Consider the following 22,195-nt stretch of genomic DNA (forward strand, 5'->3'; position numbering starts at 1 on the left):
TTTTCTTTCCCGTCTGCTGGTTTTATCCATTATATAGGCGTGCTTGATTTAGGCGCACCTCATTGGAGGAAAAATGCAAATACACCTGCCTATCGCTGAAATGGCCGTTGATCCTCTCGTGATCATCGCAATTGGCGCAGGTGTTGGCTTTGTTTCTGGACTTTTCGGTGTCGGTGGCGGATTTCTCCTTACACCACTTTTAATGTTTGCTGGCGTACCCGCAGTTGTCGCCGTTTCCACTCAAGCTAATCAGGTTTTAGCAACCTCTATTGCAGGTGCCTCCTCTCATTGGAAAAACCGCGCCGTCGACATACGCATGGGCCTGTTCATGATGTCTGGGGGCTTGGCCGGTTCTGGCCTCGGTGTCTGGGTATTCAAGCTCCTAAAAGCATCAGGCAATATAGACGAAGTCATTGCGATATCTTACGTGCTTTTCCTCGGCACGATTGGTGGCTTGATGTTTTGGGAAAGTATCGGACCCGCCATAGGTAAAAATTCCGACGGCAACAAAGACCCCAAACGCCGCAGCGCAATGCGCGCTTGGACGCGCGCCTTGCCATTTAAACGACGTTTCCCACGATCCGGCCTTTATATAAGCATGATCCCTCCGGTTTTGATCGGCTTTTTTGTTGGTTTTCTTGCGGCTGTGCTTGGTGTCGGAGGTGGATTTATCCTAGCCCCTGCAATGGTGTATTTATTGGGTGTCCCAACACGCGTTATGGTGGGTACATCACTTTTTCAAATTATTTTCCTGACAGCTTTCGTGACTTTCCTGCAAGCGGCAGTCAACCAAACAGTCGACCTTGTTCTTGCTGCTGTTTTAATGTCCGGCGGCGTTGTGGGTGCCAAGCTTGGTGCGGCCACTGGTCAATATCTCAATGCGGCTCAGCTGCGTTTCCTGCTCGCGCTTGTTGTTCTCGCAATGGGCGGTAAATTAGCGTATGATCTTATCTTTGGAACATCCGTAGAATTTACGATGGAGGCGCTAAAATAATGCGCCGCTTTTTGCCAATTCTAGCGCTTATTTATTGGGCCTCCAGCTTCGCCTTAGTCAGCAATGCCGACACACCCGATCTTATTGCAAACAAACCTGAATTATCGGCCGCCCTATCTGAAAGCAAAATCAAGGTCGATGTTGATTTTTCTGGCACGCGCATCACTCTCTTTGCAGTCTCTGACCAATGGGATAATCCAAGCGTCACCTTCGCAGTTGCCCTTGTTGGTCCGCAACGCCCCTATACAATAACGCATCACACAAAAAACAATAAGGAACGATTTGTTTTTGTCTCAGCACCAGCGATTTTATCCGTTGCAACAGAGGCCGGCAAAGACGATATCGAGACAGCAAAAGAACTCAATCTTGCCAATATAAATCCGCGCTACAGCGCAATGCCCGAACCTGACAACATGAACGACCCCAAACTGGAATATTGGCGACAAGCATTTGCTGACCTTAAAACTCAAAAAGGTCTCTTCAACACAAATACACACGGTCTGCAGCGATTGGATGGCGGTCTGATACGCGCTGATATTGACCTACCCGCTGCTGCTCCACCGGGTATGTATGATGTCCGGATTTTACTTTTTCAGGACGACACATTGCTCGCCGAAACGCAAACACCTTTATTGCTCGAAAGAAAAGGTGTTGAAAATGCGCTTTTCACCCTCTCCCTCAAACATCCCATTATATACGGGTTTCTAGCTGTCTTGCTCGGATGCAGCGTTGGAATTGGTGCAGCATTTCTAGGTGGTGGTCGCCGCTAACAACACCCTAGACATTGGCAAGCCGCTGAGATGGGCGCGCAAGCGTGATAATAGACTCGCCAATTTTTGCCCCTACTTTGGGAAACATCGCAATCACCCCTGTTTGATCAAGGCTGAATAATTCTCCGCCAACTCTAAGTATTGGCTCCCCTTTGGGCAAAACGTCAAAATTACTGATTTCATCAACAAGCAATCCATCATCTTCATGAGATTTGATAATCACTTGATAGAGTTCATAGCATTCAAAGCCGCCTTCAATCGTCGGCAGCTCGCCATCCACCATACCAAGCCCAACGAGTGCTCCAGTTATGGCGGAAACACCATTTGATATGCAATCAGCAGCCTGATGTTGGCCGCATTCAACAGTGCACGCATAACCGCCTGCATTGCGCATATATTCAGTCATACCGACACTCTTCTCTAGCGCCGGATATGGATCACCTGTTTTGCCAATAGATTCGTTAAATTCTTCCAATGCGCGATTATATGATCCAAGCCAACCATGCAGCACCCGTTTAATACCAACAGATGCACCAAAAGCTGTTTCAGCAATTTCATGCTGAAATGGCTCTAAGCCATCAGTGTTATTTTTTGGTCCCAATAGCGCAAATGCACCATCCCCTTTTCGGAAGCTATGCAGGTCAAGTAACACATCATGAGAAGCCAAAATTTCGCGTATCTCAGGCACGATTTTATGTTCACTTAAATCTTGAAGATCTTTCGCGCCCATGCAGCGATTTAGATCAATATCCACAAAACGTGTGTTTTGTGCGCGCGCAGCCTCATTCACCACAGGCACAAAAGTCACGCGCCCTTTTTTGAGTTTTCGATCCCAGTTTTCCAAAAAAGACCCAATGGCATCTGGCCCCGCGCGTTCATCCCCATGAACTGCCCCTGTGATCACCACAGCAGGACCATCAATGCCAGAGTCAAACTCAAATTTTTCCACAATAAGTCCCGCCTAATAATACGATCAATCAATCGGCGGGACGTTATTTTCTTGAAAGCTAAAAAGCAATGCTGCTTTTAAACAAGATTACTCTGCGACAAAGCGGGAAACTTCAGCAGCAAACGCTTCTGGTTGATCCATCATGAGATAATGACGGGCATTTTCGATCATGCGCAAATCTACATTTTGAAGCGCAGCATAATTAATCTGATAGGCCCCCGCCACAGCATTCTTTGGAAAACCCGTCGCCTGATCAAAAGCATAAACGACAGTCGTCGGCACCGAAATTTTGGAAACGTCTTTGCGTAAGTCCGTCAACATCACATCATACATGATATTTGCAACAGCGGCGCGATCCGATGAAATAGACCATTGAGCAGCAATGGCTGCATCTTCATCAGACAAAGTCAGACGCTTCATCGCCGCTTTTTGACTGTCAGCAAATTCATCATCCGATTGCGCCAACATCTTATCGCGTGCTTCCACCGCCGCAGGCTTCATATTTTTCTCAGTCGCCATTGGGTTTATCAAGACTGAAAAGAAAGGCAGCACATCAACAGACATGACCTTAGAGACAGGTGCCTCTTCCTGACTAGCAACCATCAGCGCAACCAAACCACCCATTGAATGACCAATGATTGATGGCTTCTCCAACGCGCCGGCATAAGCTGAAACCTGTTTGGCAATTTCAAACAGACTGCCAGGCTCACTATTTTGACCAACTTCCGACCCAGCAAATCCATTCACGTGCAAAACATGAACTTCATGCGTAGCTTCAAGCTGTTCACGCGTTGCATCCCAAACATCTGGAGACGAAGCTAATCCCGGCAACAATATGATTTGAGGTTTGCCAGACGCAGATTGTTCGGCAATTTCTCCGTATATTTCGACTGTGAAACGCGTTGGTCTTAGTGGGTTTACATGATCCAAATTCAAAGTCTCGTCTGCTTTAGCCTGTGCGTCCGAGATAGTTTCGGTTGGCTCTTTGTCTGGCTCAATCGATTTTTCGGCCGGTGAACACGCCTGTAGCCCAAGACCGATGGTCAGAGCTATTGTCGACAAAAATATTTTGCCCCGCTTTAGGATCATCATCAATATCTCCTCCACTTTATTGTAAAGAGAGATTGAAGCAATATCTTCAAAAATTCAACAAGCGTTTGAATTTTCATTTCAGTATGCACTCGTATGAAAATTCTGTGTTTCATCTCAGACCAAAACTGCAAACATATGTGAATTACGCAATTTTTGCCTTATTATTGTCCGATTTTACAAGTTATTTATCGAATATCAACAAAACACCCCTGCAAGCCGCTTTCATTTCCCCATGAATGCAAACTGTCCATGAAGGTCCAATAAGATGCATAAGCGTATCAAACTCATCCCTTTACTCGCATTGTCATCTGCTTGTGTATTTGGCCAAATAGCCAACGCCGATGCTTCATGGCCAGAGCTATTTAAAGAAGCTGCCATTCCCAAAGCTGATGTTACGCCTCTTAGCGTCAGTTATGTCACCGAAATCACCCAAATCGGAGATGGAGACTGGGGTAAACTCACATATAAAACCAAAAGTCATCCGCAAACAGGCATCACCATTGATGTGGAAACTTATCCAAATAAGGGCGATAAGGAAGACATTATCTCTGAACTAAGCAGTGATGAAGATGCAGATATCTGGTGCGATGATTATCAAGATATTGTGGGCGGCCCCGTTGAGCTTGAATCAGAGACAGACGCCTATGCTATTTACAGCTTCGCAGCCAATGCTGAGACAGCAGAGGATAAACAAGAAAAGAAAATCCTTAGCAAAACAAAAGTCACAGTTATTGTTGATAAACAGCTTAAGGAAGTTACCAGCTTCAATTACGTGCTGACTGAGCCTGTTAAACCAATGATGATCGCGAAGATAAACACATTCGACCTAGAAGGTCGTTGCACCTCGCATGACAATGGTCGCCCGATTGTAACACAAATCTCCACAAAAGTTTCAGGTAAGGCAATGGGACAATCTTTTGACCAAGATTCACTTCAAATCTTCACGAACTTCTCAATTGAAGCACCACAATAGTCACACTACCAAACTGTTTTTTAAAGAAAAATTTAAACGTAAACGTTTCAGCAAACAAATGGATGGAAACTAAGCCTCAACGCGTCGAGAAAATTTGGTTTTTCTCGACTTAAATTTCTTGAGGATGACGTTCATGCACAAACGCCTATTCACGTTTGCATTGCTTGCTACCTCCATGTTTGGATTGGCTGCAAATGCATTCGCTCCGCCTAAAAACAATGGTGGTCATAACGAGCACTCTCAGGCTCAAACATTTCACCAAACCAATGGTCACACAAATACCAAATCCCATGAGAATATTCATTGGGCTTACTCTGGGCCACGCGGACCTGCGCATTGGGGAGAAAAAGACCCAGCCAATGCCGCTTGCAAAACCGGCACGCAGCAATCTCCTATTGATATGCAGCACACCATTTCAGCTTTCGCCAATGCACCTCAAATTGATTGGACCCCCATCAAGAATGGTGAAGTCATCAATAATGGCCACACACTTCAACTCAATGTGCATGATGCGGGTGGCCTTGTGCAAAATGGCAAAACCTACAAACTTATTCAATTTCATTTCCATACCCCATCAGAACACACAATCCACGGACGTCATTTTCCGATGGAAGCGCATTTTGTTCACAAGGCCGAAGATGGGTCGCTTGCTGTCGTAGGTGTGATGTTTGCCGAAGGTGCCAACAACACACAGCTTGATCCTTTGTGGTGGTCAGCCCCTTCAAGTCCCGGCAGTGCATCTGTTGCGTTCAATCTTGATATAGAAGATTTGCTTCCCACCAACCGTGCAGCATTTCGCTATCAAGGATCTTTGACCACTCCGCCTTGTTCTGAAATTGTAGATTGGACGGTATTGCAAACGCCTTTAAACGTTTCAAAAACTCAAATCGCAGCGTTTAGAGCATTATTTGGCGACAATGCTCGCCCAACACAACCACTTTACCGACGCTATGTCCTCGAGACACCTTAAAGTCAAAGCTTCGACTAAACGTCCTTTTAAACAGGGTGCAAGCTGAAACTTGCGCCCGTTTTCTTGCGCTTTACCTTATGCGTTATCTTGTATTTAAATGATAAAAACATGGTTTTAGTGTAGGCAAATCCGCCCCTTAACTGCACAAAATCCACATATCTATTCGCCTCGCAGCTGAATCTTGTTGGGTTTCAAACAAAAATTGCGTAGTAAAACTTCAACAGATTTTGTTAGCACCTGAATTTGGGGCAATCTGAACACCTATTGGCAAAATGCTAATGCGTTGGTTATGGGAGAGGCACATGAAAATCAGATCCATTTTACTTGCTGGTTTTGCAAGCTTATCTCTGGCGGCATGTGATTCTATCTTAATGCCAGAAGGCACACCACCACCTCCACCAGACCAACCACCACCTCCACCATTGGATGATGATTTTGGTGATGTTCAAGCAGAAAATTACTCTGCTATTCCAGATGCAGGCACATCCTTAGAAACATCCCAAGTTTATACTGATCTTGCCACCATAAACGCCGTCGCGTGCGCTTCTGTTGGAACAAGCCAGCCAACACAAACCATAGCACAAGTTGCCAATGCTCAAGAACCAGCGAGCCTAATAAATTCTTCTCTTTCAAGCAAAACCATTCAACCCTCTGTTGTTGGTTCACTAAGTGGTGCTGTAGCTCTAACTGCGTTACGTGGAGATTTTCCAGGTATCGTCAAACTTGAACCTAGAAAAATCTTATCCGAAAATTCCTATTCCAGCGGGCATTGCGGTGCGACACGTATTTCAAACAATTGGTTTGTAACTGCGGCCCATTGCCTTGATGAAAACTATGACACGACAATTTTAAAAGTCGGACATGAAAAACTTGATGGCCCTGTTGTCAGAGAGATAGAGGCTGATTGGTCTGCTTGCCATGCTGCCTATGCTGGAGAAGGTGATCTCGCAAATGACATCGCCTTACTTCATATCCCCGATGATACAGCTGCAAGTCTTGTTGACATCCCAATCGCTACGATTCTCTCTCACGATGATGCGATGAGCCCCGTGACAACACCAACGGCCAAAATGGCGGGATGGGGCATGACAACACCGGGCGGCAGCCTATCCACAACATTATTAGGCACACATGTTGAAATTAAATCTATCGGGCCAGCCCTGATAAAAGTGGGTTCAATCAATGGTTCTGGACCATGTGTCGGTGATTCTGGTGGCCCTCTATTTGTTGATGGTTCGCAAGGACAACCTGTTTTATGGGGTGTTTTATCAGGCGTTGAGAAAAACTCTGAAACAGCCTGTTCAGGCAATTATATTGCTCGCTACACAAACCTCCAAGGCTACACCAATTGGATCAATGACGTGATGTCTGCATGTGCGTCAAATGCAACTTTGTGCAGCAAGCCAATCGACGCTTCATAAAAAAAGCGCGAGCTGGTTCAATTTCTGGCTAGTCTATGTAATCTCATACTATTGGCTGTATCAAAAGCCGAACAATATCTCCCAGATGGTGATAACCAAAAAAGTGTCATGGCTTTTGGGTATTGCCGAATTATCAGTTCAATCTGGCAGAAACCGCTAAAATAGACGTTATGAAAGGCACCCTCATGGAAATTGATCTTATGGAAATCTGGAACCAGTATCAGGGTTCTATTCTCGCTTTTGGATTTAAGACCTTAGGTGCTTTAGTTGTTTTAATCGTCGGTTTAAAAGTCTCTGGCTGGCTGGCTGGCCTCGTGCGCGATTCAGCAATGAAAAGCGAAAAAATAGACGACACTCTAGGGAATTTCTTTTCATCTCTCGTTCGCTGGGGTATTTCAGCAGCTGTTTTCATTGCAGCGCTTCAAGTCTTTGGCGTACAGGCAACATCACTTGTCGCAATTTTAGGTGCCCTTACACTTGCCATTGGTTTATCCCTTCAGGGCGCATTGGGAAATATCGCATCTGGTGTGATGATCATGCTGTTTCGTCCCTACAAACTGGGTGACTACATCACAGCAGCAGGCGCATCAGGAACGGTGAAAGATATCAACCTCTTCCAAACAGTGCTTGCGACACCCGATAATGTGAAAATCATGGTCCCTAATGCACAGGCTATTGATGGAACAATCACAAATTTCTCGGGCTATTCTACCCGCCGCGTAGATGTTACTTTTGGTATTGATTATTCAGATGATATGGACAAAGCAATCGGTCTGATCCACGAAATTATTCAGGCTGATTCACGTATCCTGTCGGTTCCCGCAGAGCCATTTGTAAAGGTGGTAAACCTTGGTGATAGTTCCGTGGATATCGCTTCAAGATCATGGGTTCAAGCGTCAGATTATTGGGATGTCAAATTTGACATTACCAAGAAAGTCAAAGAATCATTTGATGCAAATGGCATTTCAATTCCATATCCACACACGACAATCGAGCAAAAAGCTGTAAAATCCTAGATCTGGATATTTATTTGGATTTCTCGGATGAAATTTTTTGCAATTCGTTTGCCTAAAATCAGTGTTGACTGGGAGGATGAAAAACATCCTCCCGTCACAAAAGACGATTTACAAAAAAATATACATAATGAAGAGTCACACCCAATTGAAACTCCTACTCTTCAACCTTCAGTCAACCAGCCTGCTGTAAAGAAAAAACGTCCTTTTTGGAAAATCCTGCTTGGGATTGATCGACCACCAAAACCACAACGCTCACTCGTCTCACGGCTTTTCGGTTTAAAAATAGGTCAATTTCTCAATCTATTCATATGGTCGACCCTGATTGGGGTGGTCATGAATCTCACTAATTTCAACCCTTTAAACCCACAATTTGATGCAACAACAACTGCCGGAAATGTGTGGCAACAAGGCTGGACTGCTCTTAGTTGGGCTATCAGCGCCAGTTGGAAACCCGCCCTTACAGGGGCAAGTATCATTCTTCCGATTTGGTTTTGCTGGCGTGTAATCACCCTACCATTTCGGCGCTAATTCTGAATCATTTCTTAACCATAACTTTTAGATTCATCCTGTGATACACAACTCCTTTAAACCTTAATCAAGTATGTTCAACTTTTACGAAAGTACGAATTTTGAGGTTGATATGTATAGTGACAGCATTCACATAGAAGATGTGCGTAAAAAAAGACGGTATGACCCTCGAAATATCCGTGCAGTCGTCGCTGGTTCCAACAGATTTAATCGAAACCTGATGCTAGAAATCATGCGCACACTTGGTGTGCTGCAAGTTGATGGCGCAAGATGTGAAAACTCCCTCTTCCGCATGATGGATGATCAACGCTCCACTATTGTTTTCATTGAATGGTCCGACATGAACGACATGGATGTCGTACATACTACTCAGCAAATTCGTAAACTCCATGACGACAATCTTCGTCGCGTACCAATCATCGCAATATCTTCTCAACTCACAAAAGAAATGATCCTAGAAGGCCGCAATGCCGGTATAGATGAATTCCTTCGACGCCCGTGCTCTCCTGCTGATGTGGAAAAGAGATTAAGGATGGTCATAGAGACACCACGTCCTTTTGTTGATTCTAAAGTTTATATCGGCCCATGCCGTCGTCGTAAAAACCCAGCCGATTATCATGGTCCACGCCGCAGAGATAGAGATTCATCTCGTATCAAAGATGTGAGTGATGCTGAGCGTCAACTCGTCAATAAAAAATCACCAATGGCTGTCGCTTTAACACGGTTAAAAATGACATGCGAACTTCTTTCAAGTGACCCTAAAGGCGCACCTGTTAGAATAAGAGCCGCATTGGAAAAAGCCATGCAAACCGCAAGACAAGAAAACGATCATGCGATTGTGAGAACGCTTCAATCTTTCGGCGCTTACATAGAGATCATTATTCACTCCAAGGGTAACGCCAAGGATGCAAGATTCATCATCAATACTGGGGTCACAACACTAGAACAATTGCTCGTTCTTCCTCGCGAATATGATAGCGCACGTGAGACAGTTTCCAACGCATTTGCTGACGCAATTCAACGTCGTATGGCGGCATAAATTGAACCAAACACCCCAAACACCTAAAAAACGCTCTCTATCCATCGCCGACACGAACAATCTTAAAGTTCTGGTCGTGGATCCAAACGCGTATATGCGTGGCATAGTCGCCGATGCATTGAGACGATTATCCATTGGAGAAATAAGCACCACGTCTTCAACAGATGAAGCGCAAGATATTTGTCTAAGCTTCCGCCCCAATATCGTCATTACAGATTGGGAAGCTGGACGCTTATCTGGCTTGGAGTTCACGCGCTCAATTCGCCGTAGTGAAAAAAACATTCCTCGCGATATACCCGTCATCCTCCTAGCTTCAACAGTTGCCCGCGACCAAATCATGGCTGCACGCCAAGCGGGTATTAATGAGTTCCTTCTCAAACCCGTATCAGTACGCGCCTTAAAATCACGTATCGAAGAAGTCGTTATCCGTCCGCGTAAATTCATTGATAGTAGACATTATATCGGACCATGCCGCCGCAGAAAAATGGACACTGAATTTAGTGGTCCATGGAGAAGACTAACCGATGAGCCGCCGCTTGAATCACTTGCAGATGATTCGCCCGCACATGTTGATAAACTCCGCGCCATAGTTGCGCAGCTCTCAGGCTTTGCGGTCCGTGATGCTTCAGACACGACAGGCATCGTGCGCGGATTATACAAACTTCTGTCAAAGCATTCTCAAGATATTGAACAAATTGGTGACAAAACTGTCACCGAGATTTGGGCATCAGCACAACGCTATCTAGAAGGCGTCGGCATGACACCTTATTATGATGCAAAAGTTATCCTTCGCCATTTTGAAGGTATAGCAGCCGTGATGGATGTACCGCGTTCAGACATATTGAGACGTCAAGCCTTGATCAGAGACCTAAGCCGCCTCGTCACTAAGAAAATTCACTCAATTGAGTCAGACGTACGCGGCGCTGTTGGCAAATAACAAAATCATTCAAGCTGATAGTGTTGGATAAAACCGACCAGTTCAGAAAATACCCTAGTCAGTTTCTGGTTAGACAATGGCTTTGCGTTTTTCACGCGTGAAGACATTCATGACGATTCCAAATGCCGCTCGAAATAAAATCAGTGCCAAGACACCTATCATCGGCTCACCATATTTTTCCATGGCAAAAACACCTGCAAATATCGCAATATGCAGCACAACAATCCTGCCATAGGGCGCAAAAAGCTCATTGCCCGGATCAGTTTTTAGATATTCGCTGCGACGAATAAATTCCACCACATGCATATAAAATTGCCATAAAATGATAGCCACAAGGATAAAGGCCAGGCCTAAAAAACTCTGCATACTCAAGGCAGAAGCTACCTCGCCTCCGTCGGCCACAAATAATTCTTGTCCACTCCCGATCAAAGATAAAAGCGCCATTGCATGCGCCAGACAGAAACCGCCATAATGGATTGTAAAAAACGCACCAAAGAAGATAGAATGAAATGATGTCGACACCTTGCCTTGACCAAAGCCGGATATAAAAATCCGAGACAGCGTCACAAATCCGATAACGACATTTTCCAGCCAATAAAGCAGTACAAGTTCCAGAGCGCCCCAGCCCATAAACAACACAGCAAATATCGGCAGAAAATCAACGCATAAGCCACTCAAAATAACTGGGTCGCGAATAGCTCTTTGCCAATAAGCCAGCTCGAACATGCACCATTACCCTTGATAAATTATCACTGGTAAAACTCTAAAAGACAAAAACAAATCTGCAAAGTGAAATGCTCATACAAAACAGGGGCTTTGATCCATCAAAGCCCCTGTTCTCACATTATAAAAATGTTGGTTTTATTTAATCAGACCAAGGCTTTGACCGATCACGTGAAAGATTTCATTTTCTTCCATCACACCAGACACCAAATTCGCACCCGGACCACTGGCCAAAAGCGCAACATCTTCACCCGCATGCGTTTCAGACGACATTGGAATGGCAGATTGCTGCAAGAAATCTTTATCCAGCGTGTCGCGGTTGGTTAGATCACCACGTTGACATAAACCATCAGCATCGCCTTCACCCTCACCACACATTGCACCTGGGCCATTTGCATAGCTCAGTGTTGTATATGGTTTTCCATCAGCCGCTTTATTGGGCGTAAAGCCATAGGATGACAAACCAAGGATTGGGTTATTGCGCTGTGAATAACCAGAAATCGTCAGCGTATGCGCGTGGTCGGCAGTGACAAGGATCAAAGTTTCTTCATCCGATGTCATTTCAAGCGCTTTTGCAATGGCTTCATCAAGTGCCACAGCTTCAGCAAGCGCACGCGCAGCATTTCCTGCATGATGCGCATGGTCAATTCGGCCACCTTCAACCATCAACACAAACCCATCTTCATTCTGACTTAAGCGCGTAATCGCAGCTTCCGTCATTTGAGCAAGATGCGGCTCACCTGCCCCACCTTCTGAACGATCTAGTTCAAACTGCATGTGAGAGGGCTCAAACAAACCAAGCACACGCTGGGATGAAGAAAAGTCCTGTGCGTCAAATCCAGCCTGATCATAGATAAAGACATGCTCATCTGATTTAGCTGTCCACTCATTGATCAGATTACGTCCATCGGTGCGACGCCCTTGCTGATCAGGATATTCTAGATCGGCTTCTGTAACAGGCGTCATACGGCGACGTCCGCCACCCATCACAACTTCGAAACCATCACCATGATCCCACTCGATGAATTGACGCGCGATATCAGCACACCCTTCATCGCCCTCTATTTCACTATCATCTTCCCAATTGCGGGATGCGGATTTAGCATAAGTAGATGCTGGCGTTGCGTGAGTTATGCTTGTTGTTGTCACAACACCTGTTGAAAGACCTTGCTCTTCGGCCAATTCCCAAATCGAGTCTGTGGTATTGCCGTCAACGGATGCACAATTGCCATATTTAGCGTCTTGAGTAATGCCCAGCGTACGTCCGGGCACCTTAATACCTGTCGTCATGGCTGTCGCTGTTGCAGCAGAATCAGCAATCTGCGAATCATGAGAATAAGTTTTAGACAGCGCAGACCAAGGCAGGCTATCCATCGCCAAATGATAGCTTTCGCCATCCAAACCTTTAAGTTGCCCCGCATGAATACGGGCAGCCGTAATTGTGGAAACACTCATCCCATCACCAACAAACAAAATGACGTTTTTAGCTGGCTTTGGGTCACGTTTTTCTATTTTTGTCGCAATCGCGTTGGCCGCATTCACATAATAGGAATCTTTTGCTTGGACAGGCTCAACAGCCTCGCGGGCTGCATATGTTGGAGGCGCAACAACTGACGCCACTTCAACATCTTGATCATTTACGATATGCGCACACCCGCTCGCACCCAATAATACAGCTGCACTCGCAAGAGCAGTCAAACGAAATGATTTAAACAAAATAAGTCTCCGTCCCGTCATAAAAAAAACCGATAACAATATCCCTAGCGGAGTTTTACGTCAGTTTCATAGCGAAACTAGCCCTATGTGACACTTAATACCAATTATCCATTCCCAACTGACCTTTATCGCCTAAAAATAGGACGGCTGCTGACCTTGTTTCTACCCCTTATATCTTGGCTAAAAATAGCCAAAATAATTTCACAAATTTGGCTTAGTCCATCTTACATTTGCTGCAATTGATACATACATTTCATCCACGCCCTGCAAACCGCGAAATGCAGACTGTCTGGCGGTGTCTCCATAACAAACAAACTTCATTTTTTTGTTCAAAGACAGGTAAACCACATCGCCATGTCGGGAGTTAAGACAGCCAGACAAGAGCGACACGAAAACACCGCAAACAATCCATCATTCAAAACGGTTTATGCGGCACGCATCTGAAATTGTTTAAGAACACTCTTTCAATCTGCAAGGATTTATCACCATGTCTAAAGGTCAAAAATCAAACAAAGAAATCCGCAAACCAAAAGCGGCAAAACCAAAAACAAATGCAGCCATCAGCTCTGCATCAAGCGGCAAAGCCTTAAATATCAATATCAAGAAAAAATAGGCTTTTAGGCAAAATCCCGCGCACGACCTGCCCCCCCAATTGCCTGCTCTGTGCGGCGTGCGCGGGACGCCAATCCGCTGATAAAAGCGGTATAATTATTTTCTTATCCCCACCCCTTAAAACCTCCCCCATATTATACGCCTTCAATCCTAGAGGGCGGCTCGCGACCGGACGTGTTGGGATTGGAATAGTGTCCTTTCACACTGGCTGGCATATCGGTATGCCTTTTAAGAGTTAGGCGCGGTTCTAGGCATAACCTGCGGGCAGAGGCGGTAGCTGCGCTTGGCAGGCTTGGGGTCATGATCCCCTTATAAGAAAGAGAGCCACCGCGATAAATTACTAGACGAGGCGCGCATATTTGCGGCCAAATTTACTGCTGGCAACCCGTGTTTTGATCGGGACCAGCTATTACTGCCAAGAATAAGCGTGCCTCGTGCCCTTACTCTCTCATACTCTCGCATCGGTCTCGATGGCGGAGATATTTGTGCATCCGGCAACGCGGCCGACGAACAAAGCTCAAGCTTGCATTTGTTCTATACTCACCACCGCAAATGCCTTTAAGCTGCATCAAATTATATTGCAGGGGACGCAAACAAAATGACTGAACAAAAAACGAGAGAAGAGCTTGAAAAAGAATGGTGGGATGCTTGGTGGATACAGGATTATTCTTGGGACGGTTTGGCGAAGAAAGAATGGGTCGGTTGGTATAAGGACTCTGATAATGGGACACCATATCCCGTTGCTTCCACTGAAAGTCCCAATTCCGGAGCCCAAAAGGCAACTCTTCAAGATTACTGGAGATCAGAAAAAATCTATCTCATAAAAGGAATAGATGGAAAATATTATACTCGTTTTCATATGCCTTTTTCAACGAGAACAGGAAGTTCCAACAATAATTACAAAAATTCCTGGGATAACAACACTTGGGAAACATTTTATTCTGATTTGGCAACTTTCCTTAACCAAGCAAAATTAACCCGTACGAAGATAAACGAAATCTCAGAAATTAGCGGGGCAGACTATCGCGCGCAAATGCAAGGCGTCGTTCTGCAAGATTTTCAATATTCAAAATTTGAGAAAATAATCAAAATTGATGAGCTTTCTGCAAACTTTCACAACTCTTATTGGAAGGGGCGAACAAATTTAGAAAATACCAAAGTTCTTGATGGTACGGATTTTTCAAATGCTTGTTTTGACGATGACCTCGCGTTCGAAAAATCTACGTTCGTACTACAAGCAATATTTCGAGACTCGCTTTGGTTAGAATCAGCTACGTTTAGTGATTGTACTTTTCTTTCTTCAGTAGATTTTTCTCGTTCCACATTTCTTAATGTAGTTTACTTTGAAGGTAGCCACTTTAACAATCAAACACTTTTTCAAAATGTTTATTTTGCGGGTGGCGCTTCATTTAATGAGGCTATTTTCAAAGGAGAAACCTATTTTTGTGATGCAAAAGTATGTGATGGAATTGACTTCAATCAGGTATTTTTTTTGAAAAATACAAGTTTCAGAAAATTGCAAGTTCAAAGCGAATTATTCATAACAAACTCAATAATTATGGGAAAATTCAATGCTGAGGGCAACAACCGATCTGCATTAATTGGAAAATTCGATGGAACACTGTTTGCAAATGACACAATTTTTCAAGACCGTCACTTTCTAGCAGGCTCTTCATTTCAAAATACTTATTTTGGTGGTCTAGCCGAATTTCATGGCACAATTTTTCATGAAGGAACAAATTGGCATAATACTAACTTCGATTTGGTCTTCAACAATAAAAATGGATATTCTTTTGCTACAAATATTGGCCTTGAGAAACAAACTGAACTTCTTGCAGAATTTGAAACCTTAGGAAGATCTCACCGGCTAAAATTTGGAAAAAAAATTTCAAAAAGAAAATATTCCTTAGACTCTAGTTCAAAAATTGATCCTAACATCTCATTTCAAAGCAATCGCTATGCAAGGGTTGAGCAATCATTTCGTAAGTTAAAACTTGCCATGGAAGAAGTTCGAAACAAATCACTCGAGCAAGAATTTTATAGTAAAGAAATTCGAGCTCGCAGAAATAGACGAGACTCTCAGGTAAAATACCCAGAAAGGTTTCTATCTAAATTATATGAGGTAACTTCAAACTATGGCAACGCAATTCTTCTACCTCTATTTTATACTCTAATATCTGTATTTGTATTCGCAGCCATATACTACGCTTTAATTGACAAAAACGCTTTGTTCTGGGGTGAGAAATGGGACCCCGATTTCATAAAATCGTTGGGCTTCAGCCTTACCAATTCTTTCCCTTTTGTCGGCATGAAAGAACTTCGAGACAGCTACTTTTTTGTCATTAATACCAAAGGAAATAATGAAATATATAGTTTACGTGGATGGATGATAGCACTAGCAATTATTCAATCCATTTTCTCTCTCTCAATGCTCTTCCTATCCGGCCTCGCCATTCGGCGGCGTTTCCAGATTAGCTAATTCAAACCCCGTATCGCCTCTTCGACGATGCGGGCTACGTCATCGACATAGCGTTCGGCTTTTTTCTCGCCGACGCCGGCAATGCGTAAAAGGTCATATTTGCTGAGGGGTTTTGCAATCGCGATTTCGCGCAGGGTTTTGTCGTTGAAAATAACATAAGGCGGCACGCCCGTATCGCTGGCTAATTCGCGTCGCCAATCGCGTAAATCCTCAAACAAATCAACTTGATCCGTGCTGAGGCCATCGCGGATATTGGTGCCGCTGGATTTGGTTTTCTCGCGCTTGCGGATTTTGGTCGGGTCTTCACGCATGGCAATCGTCACATCGCCGCCAAATAGCGCCAGCGTCATCTCTTTATCGGGCGCATACAGCGTGGGACGATTATCATTATCATCTTCGGCCAAATAGCCATCAAACAGCAATTGATCAATCACGGATCGCCACCCCACAGGGCCAAGCTCTGATCCAACGCCATACGTGGTGAGCTGCGACATGTCCTCGTCAATCTGATCTTTGGCTTCCCCGCGTAAATGCGTCACCACACGCCCGCGACCAAAGCGTTGCCCCGTGCGCAAAACCGCAGACACAACCATTTGCGCCCAGCGTGTCGCGTCATAGCCTTCATCGCGTGGGCTTTTGCAATTATCACAATCACCACATTCCTGCACATTTTGTTCAGCAAAATAGCGGCGCACCCCTGCCCGCCGACATGCCATCCCATCCAGAAACCCAAACAACTGCCGCGTCTTGCGGATTTGCACTTGGCGCACGTCTTCCACAGCATCCGATTGCTCTGCCCAGCGTACCAGCTTGCGCATGTCGGATGGCGAATACAGGCAATAACCTTCTGCTATCTCACCATCACGCCCACCGCGCCCCACTTCCTGCCAATAGGCTTCAATGGATTTGGGCGGGTCGGCATGCACCACAAAGCGCACATCGGGTTTGTCCACGCCCATGCCAAATGCCACAGTCGCACACATCACAAGATTATCTTCCAGCAGGAAACGGCGCTGACGCTTTTCGCGTATCTCTGCATCCAAACCCGCATGATAAGCCAAAGCAGGAATACCCGCCTTCTCTAAAGCTTGCGCAATACGCTCTGTGCCATCACGCGATCCGGTATAAACAATGCCAGACTTACCCGCCTGTGCCTTCACCAGCTGTATAACACGATCTGTGCCTTTGCCGTCTTTACGTTCAGCATGGAGGATTAAGTTAGGGCGATCAAAACTATCAACAAGTTCAGCAGCTGTTTCTAAATGAAGCTGTGTCTTTATATCTGTGCGCGTGCGTGGGTCTGCTGTCGCCGTAACAGCTATACGCGGTACATTGGGGAATAAATCTTTTAGCTCCCCCAGCGCGCGATAGTCAGGCCGGAAATCATGCCCCCATTGGCTCACACAGTGGGCTTCATCTACAGCTATCAATGAAAGATCCAATGTCTGCAACCGCGCCCGCAAACCATTACTCATCAAACCTTCGGGCGAAACATAAAGCAAATCCATCTGCCCGTTGGCTGCTTTATCCAACGCAATCATACGATCTTCAAAATCCATCGAAGAATCGAGCCGCTCAGCCCGCACACCAGCTTCACGCAACGCATCCACCTGATCCGCCATTAGCGCAATCAAAGGCGATACGACCAACCCAACACCCTCACGCACAAGTGCAGGAATTTGATAACAGAGTGACTTCCCACCACCCGTCGGCAGGATCGCCACCACATCTTCGCCAGCAAGCACATGCGAAATCACATCCGCCTGCAAACCGCGAAACTCGCCATAGCCGTAAACCTGACGCAGCACGCGCTGCGCAGCCTCCATATTGGACGCTAACGTATCTGTTTCAGCTTGATAGAAAGGTTTGGCCTGCGCCGACTCACTAGACATCGCGTGAACCTACATCGCTCTTTTATGCATGGCGACAACACTTTTATGGAAAGTTCAAATAAAAGCACTTTTACAATTAGTTTATACATGTTACACATGTAACGCATAAAGCACGATCAGAACATACATACTTCAACAACTGCCAGAAAAAGGAAAAACAAATTTATTTTTCGGTAAAAACTCCAAGTTTTCCAACCAATTAGATGAACTCAAGATGAATTGCCACAAAAATTCCTTATTGTTTTACTTGCAATGTTTATCGAAAAACAGTAAATATTAATCGTCTTTCGAGATGACCCCCACGAAAGACACCGTGTATATGCGGAGTAGCCTTGCCCGGCTACTCCGCGCCCCCCGAAGAAAACAAAAACCAAGGAACAGCCCAAATGAAAAACCTAGAAAGCAATTTATCAATCGCCGTTTTAGCTATCGCAGCTCTATCTATTGGCGGAATTGTCGCCCCCGCAGCTTCTGCCCAAGAACCTGTTCAATTTGAATTCAGCTATTCTGCTGAAGAACTGCAAACTGAAGCTGGAAAACACAATGTAATGGAACGTATTGAAGCTGGCGCCAAAAGAGCTTGCTCAATGTCATCACAACGCCTGACTTTGCTTAACCAACGTCTCCAAAACGAATGTGTGACAATCGCTATGGATGATGCCGTAAAATCCATTCAAGCATCGCAACAATTAGCACAACGCCAAGCGATTAAATCGTCAAGTTAAGTGTTGTCACAAAAAATTGCCTGGTCCCCCCGCTCACACCCACTTGCGGTCAGGCAATATAAAAGGTCGGAGTTCCCATATCTCCGACCTTTTTTCATGATGATTTAAAATCACTTCTTAGAGAATATCATTTAAAGCTTCAAACATAAAAACATGGCGGCGCGCCACATCTTCGGCGTTTTGACTATATCCACCACCCAGCACACCAACCACCGGCACGCCCAAGTCTCGGCAAGTGTTGGCAACCCATTTATCACGCGCCTGCAATCCTGCATCAGACAGGTTTAACAATCCAAGCCTATCTTCAATATGAGGATCCACACCCGCATTATAAAAGACAATCTGCGGTGATGATCGCTCCAGTGCTTCACAAAGAGACCATTTCAATGCTGCCAAATAAGCCTCGTCTTCTAGCCCTTTGGCCAATCCAACGTCCAAATCAGACGGTGGTTTTTCACGTGGCCAATTGTCTTCGCAATGCATGGAAAAAGTGAAAACGCGTTGATCATTGGCAAATATGCGCGCGCTTCCATCTCCATGGTGAACATCCAGATCAACAATTAAAACACGCTCTACCAATTTAGCATTGAGCATGTTTAAAACCGCAACGGCGACATCATTAAACACACAAAAACCTGCTCCATAATCATAGCCAGCATGATGCGATCCACCCGCAGTATTAGCCGCAGCACCGTGTTTCAATGCAAGTTTTCCAGCCAGCAAACTGCCCGCAGCAGATGCCCTTGCACGATTGGAAACATCAATTGACCACTCAAATCCGAGTTTCTTTTGAGCGGCTCTATCTAAATTCCCAGAAAGAACAGCATCCACATATTGAACGCTATGAGCAGCACTTAACTCCTCTGCCGAAGCCAATTCAGGTAGGTGAAAACTATTTGGATATGCAAGACCTGCTTCCATAAGCTTTAGCGGCAAAAGCGAGTATTTTCGCATAGGAAAACGATGCTTATCAGATACCGAAGATGCGTCATATAAAGGATGATGAACAATAGGAAGCATAATTATCGCTACTACAAAACCAGCCCTATTTGCAATCTATTCTCAAATTTGGCACAAAAAAGCGCCCTACATTCTCATGTCAGGCGCTTTTTAGGTATTTCGTCGTTTTTAATTTTTATTCTTGAGCGTTTCGATCAACACTTCAATGTCACCATTCGACTGATCTAGCGTCGAAGAAAACTGAGCACGCTGCTCAATGGCAAACCAAAAACCTAAAGCTTCAACATCGACAACATTCCATTGATCTTGACGTTTCAGAACGCGCCAATTCACCTTCTGAATGTCTCCATCCGCCGTTTTGACTTCTGTTTTCACAACAGCATCATTTGGCTTGCGCTTTACGGTTTCGATAATTTTTATATCGGCACCTTCAAACCCAGACAGATGCGACCTAAATTGCTGTGCAGCATATTTTTCAAACGCTACTTTAAAACGTCCAAATTCTTCATCAGTCAGACTGCGACCGTAACGCCCAAGTGTGAAGCGCGCCACACGATCAATATCAAGAAAGACTAAAAGCGCCTCAGCCTCTTGTTGGCTAATCGAACCATCATTTAAAAATTCAATCGCGGACTGTCCTGCTAGATCAACGAGACCTCTAGCATCCAATTTTGAAACATCTTCTTTAACAGAATTCGTCACACCTGTTTTGACAAGGTAGGGCGATGACACTTGCGCTGCAGCCACAGGGACTGACAACAAGATTGCTGTTGATAACAAAAGTTTCTTCATAACGTAGATCCCTTGCGATTGCTTAACAATACAACACGTCAGCATTAATATAGTTCCCTATCGAAACTTGAAAATTTCAAATAAGTTTTCAGCCATCATAAACAAGATGCCACCAATCACGCCTTATTCAGGTATCATTCAACTCATTGTGATCGACTTATTGCGAGCGCGCGCGATGCCCTCTAAAGATAGTTTCGCTCTTTGAGGGAGCGATGACTCAGGCACAAACCTTTGGCCATGAACCTTCCAACGGATTTAAAGCTCTCATATGCACAGCTTGCCAATTTTGACTCGCAAAGATGTCCTGTCCCAAGCTTGGCCTATTTTGCTTTCTCAAGCTTCCATACCTTTGGTTGGACTAGTTGATACGGCCATTATTGGGCGCACAGGAGACGCGACAGAGCTTGCTGGCGTGGCCTTGGGCGCTTCAGTGATCGGCTTCATATTTTGGAGTTTCGGTTTCCTTCGTATGGGCGTCACCGGCCTAACCGCGCAGGCTATAGGCGCAGATAACACAAACGAAGTTCAGTCAATTCTTGTGCGGTCGGTTTTAATTGGATGTATTATCGGTGCCGTCCTCACCATTTTGCAATTGCTATTTATTTCAACAGCATTCCAAATTCTGCAAGCCGGCCCAGATGTTGAAACCGCTGCCACAGGCTATGCCTCTGCTCGATTTTGGGGAGCCCCTGCTATCCTTGCAAGTTACGCAATCAATGGTTGGCTATTAGGACTTGGAAAAAGCAAATGGGCGTTAGTGCTTCAAATCATCACCAATTCCGCAAACATATTATTGGATCTTTATTTCGTCATTGAATTAGACATGGGAGCCGAAGGCGTTGGCTGGGGAACAGCTATAGCAGAATGGTGCGCCCTTATCTCTGGGTTAATCATTTGTGCAGTCCTCATCTCCAAAAATGGTGGGCTAAAACCACATATTCTCCAGCTCACTTCTCTTTTGAACAAAGACCGCCTCAAGCATATGTTTGCCGTGAATGGCAATATTATGATCCGAACAATGGCGCTTTTGGCGCTTATGACATGGTTTGCAAATTCAGGCGCACGCCAAGGTGAAATACAGCTTGCCGCCAATCACGTGCTCATGCAGATGCTGACGGTTTCCGCATTTGTCCTAGATGCTTTTGCGGTAACAGCTGAAGCGCGCGTCGGTGCAGCTTTTGGCGCAAAATCAAGAAAACACTTCTGGAATGCCGTCAAACTCACAACTGAATTTGCATTTAGCGGGGCATTGTTAGCAGCAATCGCCATCTATTTTGGCGGCAATACTTTTATTGATATCGTCGTTAAAAATCAGGAAATTGTACAAACTGCAAAATTGTTTTTGCCTATGGCGGCCGCTGCACCTGTGCTGGGTGTTGTTGCTTGGCAATTGGACGGGATTTTCATTGGAACAACCAACACTGCCGCAATGCGCTCAAGCACAGTGATGACGTTAATCATATATATTGCACTGGATTTGGCTCTACGCCCAATGGGCAATTGGGGTGTATGGATAGCCTTCAATGCCTCTTATGTTTTACGGGCAATAACACTTGGTGCCTTCCTACCTCAGTTAATTCATCGTATTGACGCAAATAAATAATCAA

General features: G+C 45.1%; 20 protein-coding genes. 13 read left to right on the top strand and 7 right to left on the bottom strand.

Annotated elements, in window-relative coordinates:
• The first annotated feature begins 73 nt into the window (after positions 1-73).
• Both AC5EF3_RS09305 and AC5EF3_RS09310 read left to right on the top strand, forming a co-directional pair.
• Positions 74-994 carry a sulfite exporter TauE/SafE family protein gene (locus AC5EF3_RS09305; protein ID WP_493547845.1) on the top strand — a complete coding sequence of 307 codons (921 nt, stop codon included), beginning with the start codon at positions 74-76 and terminating at the stop codon, positions 992-994.
• Positions 994-1,764, top strand: coding sequence for a TIGR02186 family protein (locus tag AC5EF3_RS09310; RefSeq protein WP_493547846.1), 771 nt, complete (start codon positions 994-996; stop codon positions 1,762-1,764). The genes AC5EF3_RS09305 and AC5EF3_RS09310 overlap by 1 nt, the downstream gene beginning before the upstream one ends.
• Positions 1,765-1,771: 7 nt before the next feature.
• On the opposite strand, the gene AC5EF3_RS09315 is transcribed toward AC5EF3_RS09310, so the two are convergent.
• Positions 1,772-2,713, bottom strand: coding sequence for a succinylglutamate desuccinylase/aspartoacylase family protein (locus tag AC5EF3_RS09315; protein WP_493547847.1), 942 nt, complete (start codon positions 2,711-2,713; stop codon positions 1,772-1,774).
• Between the two features lie 87 nt (positions 2,714-2,800).
• Positions 2,801-3,805 (bottom strand): alpha/beta fold hydrolase, encoded by a 1,005-nt coding sequence (locus tag AC5EF3_RS09320; protein WP_493547848.1) that lies wholly within the window; start codon positions 3,803-3,805, stop codon positions 2,801-2,803.
• 265 nt (positions 3,806-4,070) lie between these two features.
• Here AC5EF3_RS09320 and AC5EF3_RS09325 point away from each other — a divergent pair, with 265 nt between their 5' ends.
• From AC5EF3_RS09325 to AC5EF3_RS09355, 7 genes are all read left to right on the top strand, one after another.
• Complete coding sequence (locus AC5EF3_RS09325) at positions 4,071-4,778, top strand: hypothetical protein (RefSeq protein WP_493547849.1); 708 nt, start codon at positions 4,071-4,073, stop codon at positions 4,776-4,778.
• A 133-nt stretch (positions 4,779-4,911) separates the two neighbouring features.
• Positions 4,912-5,748, top strand: a complete 837-nt coding sequence (locus AC5EF3_RS09330) for a carbonic anhydrase (RefSeq protein WP_493547850.1) — start codon at positions 4,912-4,914, stop codon at positions 5,746-5,748.
• Between the two features lie 302 nt (positions 5,749-6,050).
• Positions 6,051-7,169, top strand: coding sequence for a S1 family peptidase (locus AC5EF3_RS09335; RefSeq protein WP_493547851.1), 1,119 nt, complete (start codon positions 6,051-6,053; stop codon positions 7,167-7,169).
• Positions 7,170-7,354: 185 nt separating this feature from the next.
• The gene (locus AC5EF3_RS09340) at positions 7,355-8,185 is read left to right on the top strand and encodes a mechanosensitive ion channel family protein (protein WP_015826763.1); all 831 of its coding nucleotides are present in this window, start codon (positions 7,355-7,357) and stop codon (positions 8,183-8,185) included.
• A gap of 27 nt (positions 8,186-8,212) precedes the next feature.
• Positions 8,213-8,713 carry a hypothetical protein gene (locus AC5EF3_RS09345; protein WP_493547852.1) on the top strand — a complete coding sequence of 167 codons (501 nt, stop codon included), beginning with the start codon at positions 8,213-8,215 and terminating at the stop codon, positions 8,711-8,713.
• Between the two features lie 112 nt (positions 8,714-8,825).
• Positions 8,826-9,752, top strand: coding sequence for a response regulator (locus AC5EF3_RS09350; protein ID WP_015826761.1), 927 nt, complete (start codon positions 8,826-8,828; stop codon positions 9,750-9,752).
• Positions 9,697-10,689 carry a response regulator gene (locus AC5EF3_RS09355; RefSeq protein WP_233356742.1) on the top strand — a complete coding sequence of 331 codons (993 nt, stop codon included), beginning with the start codon at positions 9,697-9,699 and terminating at the stop codon, positions 10,687-10,689. Before AC5EF3_RS09350 ends, AC5EF3_RS09355 begins: the two co-directional genes overlap by 56 nt.
• 69 nt (positions 10,690-10,758) lie before the next feature.
• On the opposite strand, the gene AC5EF3_RS09360 is transcribed toward AC5EF3_RS09355, so the two are convergent.
• Both AC5EF3_RS09360 and AC5EF3_RS09365 read right to left on the bottom strand, forming a co-directional pair.
• Positions 10,759-11,415, bottom strand: a complete 657-nt coding sequence (locus AC5EF3_RS09360; RefSeq protein ID WP_493547853.1) for a DUF6498-containing protein — start codon at positions 11,413-11,415, stop codon at positions 10,759-10,761.
• Positions 11,416-11,550: 135 nt separating this feature from the next.
• Positions 11,551-13,128 carry an alkaline phosphatase gene (locus tag AC5EF3_RS09365; RefSeq protein ID WP_493547854.1) on the bottom strand — a complete coding sequence of 526 codons (1,578 nt, stop codon included), beginning with the start codon at positions 13,126-13,128 and terminating at the stop codon, positions 11,551-11,553.
• A 487-nt stretch (positions 13,129-13,615) separates the two neighbouring features.
• On the opposite strand from AC5EF3_RS09365, the gene AC5EF3_RS09370 reads away from it, so the two are divergent.
• Both AC5EF3_RS09370 and AC5EF3_RS09375 read left to right on the top strand, forming a co-directional pair.
• Positions 13,616-13,741, top strand: a complete 126-nt coding sequence (locus AC5EF3_RS09370) for a hypothetical protein (protein WP_493547855.1) — start codon at positions 13,616-13,618, stop codon at positions 13,739-13,741.
• Between the two features lie 597 nt (positions 13,742-14,338).
• Positions 14,339-16,219, top strand: coding sequence for a pentapeptide repeat-containing protein (locus tag AC5EF3_RS09375; RefSeq protein WP_493547856.1), 1,881 nt, complete (start codon positions 14,339-14,341; stop codon positions 16,217-16,219).
• Here the strand turns inward: AC5EF3_RS09375 and recQ are convergent.
• On the bottom strand, positions 16,216-18,111 hold the full coding sequence (gene recQ, locus AC5EF3_RS09380; RefSeq protein ID WP_493547857.1) for a DNA helicase RecQ: 1,896 nt from the start codon (positions 18,109-18,111) through the stop codon (positions 16,216-16,218). The genes AC5EF3_RS09375 and recQ overlap by 4 nt on opposite strands.
• Positions 18,112-18,497: 386 nt before the next feature.
• Between recQ and AC5EF3_RS09385 the strand changes: the two genes are divergently transcribed.
• Positions 18,498-18,836 carry a UrcA family protein gene (locus tag AC5EF3_RS09385; protein WP_015826752.1) on the top strand — a complete coding sequence of 113 codons (339 nt, stop codon included), beginning with the start codon at positions 18,498-18,500 and terminating at the stop codon, positions 18,834-18,836.
• Positions 18,837-18,953: 117 nt separating this feature from the next.
• On the opposite strand, the gene AC5EF3_RS09390 is transcribed toward AC5EF3_RS09385, so the two are convergent.
• Together AC5EF3_RS09390 and AC5EF3_RS09395 are read right to left on the bottom strand one after the other, a co-directional pair.
• The gene (locus AC5EF3_RS09390) at positions 18,954-19,856 is read right to left on the bottom strand and encodes a histone deacetylase family protein (protein WP_493547858.1); all 903 of its coding nucleotides are present in this window, start codon (positions 19,854-19,856) and stop codon (positions 18,954-18,956) included.
• Positions 19,857-19,964: 108 nt separating this feature from the next.
• A complete protein-coding gene (locus AC5EF3_RS09395; RefSeq protein WP_493547859.1) occupies positions 19,965-20,588 on the bottom strand; it encodes an MlaC/ttg2D family ABC transporter substrate-binding protein in 624 nt (207 codons plus the stop codon).
• A 268-nt stretch (positions 20,589-20,856) separates the two neighbouring features.
• Here AC5EF3_RS09395 and AC5EF3_RS09400 point away from each other — a divergent pair, with 268 nt between their 5' ends.
• On the top strand, positions 20,857-22,191 hold the full coding sequence (locus AC5EF3_RS09400; protein WP_493547860.1) for an MATE family efflux transporter: 1,335 nt from the start codon (positions 20,857-20,859) through the stop codon (positions 22,189-22,191).
• Positions 22,192-22,195: the final 4 nt, after the last annotated feature.

This window comes from Hirschia sp. (assembly GCF_058892565.1).

Excerpts from the sequence above, each read along its gene's own strand:
- AC5EF3_RS09340 (WP_015826763.1), top strand. The coding sequence starts at position 7,355 with ATGGAAATTGATCTTATGGAAATCTGGAACCAGTATCAGGGTTCTATT.
- AC5EF3_RS09400 (WP_493547860.1), top strand. The coding sequence starts at position 20,857 with ATGCACAGCTTGCCAATTTTGACTCGCAAAGATGTCCTGTCCCAAGCT.
- AC5EF3_RS09350 (WP_015826761.1), top strand. The coding sequence starts at position 8,826 with ATGTATAGTGACAGCATTCACATAGAAGATGTGCGTAAAAAAAGACGG.
- AC5EF3_RS09330 (WP_493547850.1), top strand. The coding sequence starts at position 4,912 with ATGCACAAACGCCTATTCACGTTTGCATTGCTTGCTACCTCCATGTTT.
- AC5EF3_RS09305 (WP_493547845.1), top strand. The coding sequence starts at position 74 with ATGCAAATACACCTGCCTATCGCTGAAATGGCCGTTGATCCTCTCGTG.
- recQ (WP_493547857.1), bottom strand. The coding sequence starts at position 18,111 with ATGTCTAGTGAGTCGGCGCAGGCCAAACCTTTCTATCAAGCTGAAACA.
- AC5EF3_RS09395 (WP_493547859.1), bottom strand. The coding sequence starts at position 20,588 with ATGAAGAAACTTTTGTTATCAACAGCAATCTTGTTGTCAGTCCCTGTG.
- AC5EF3_RS09335 (WP_493547851.1), top strand. The coding sequence starts at position 6,051 with ATGAAAATCAGATCCATTTTACTTGCTGGTTTTGCAAGCTTATCTCTG.
- AC5EF3_RS09385 (WP_015826752.1), top strand. The coding sequence starts at position 18,498 with ATGAAAAACCTAGAAAGCAATTTATCAATCGCCGTTTTAGCTATCGCA.
- AC5EF3_RS09375 (WP_493547856.1), top strand. The coding sequence starts at position 14,339 with ATGACTGAACAAAAAACGAGAGAAGAGCTTGAAAAAGAATGGTGGGAT.
- AC5EF3_RS09320 (WP_493547848.1), bottom strand. The coding sequence starts at position 3,805 with ATGATGATCCTAAAGCGGGGCAAAATATTTTTGTCGACAATAGCTCTG.
- AC5EF3_RS09325 (WP_493547849.1), top strand. The coding sequence starts at position 4,071 with ATGCATAAGCGTATCAAACTCATCCCTTTACTCGCATTGTCATCTGCT.
- AC5EF3_RS09345 (WP_493547852.1), top strand. The coding sequence starts at position 8,213 with ATGAAATTTTTTGCAATTCGTTTGCCTAAAATCAGTGTTGACTGGGAG.
- AC5EF3_RS09390 (WP_493547858.1), bottom strand. The coding sequence starts at position 19,856 with ATGCTTCCTATTGTTCATCATCCTTTATATGACGCATCTTCGGTATCT.
- AC5EF3_RS09370 (WP_493547855.1), top strand. The coding sequence starts at position 13,616 with ATGTCTAAAGGTCAAAAATCAAACAAAGAAATCCGCAAACCAAAAGCG.
- AC5EF3_RS09360 (WP_493547853.1), bottom strand. The coding sequence starts at position 11,415 with ATGTTCGAGCTGGCTTATTGGCAAAGAGCTATTCGCGACCCAGTTATT.
- AC5EF3_RS09310 (WP_493547846.1), top strand. The coding sequence starts at position 994 with ATGCGCCGCTTTTTGCCAATTCTAGCGCTTATTTATTGGGCCTCCAGC.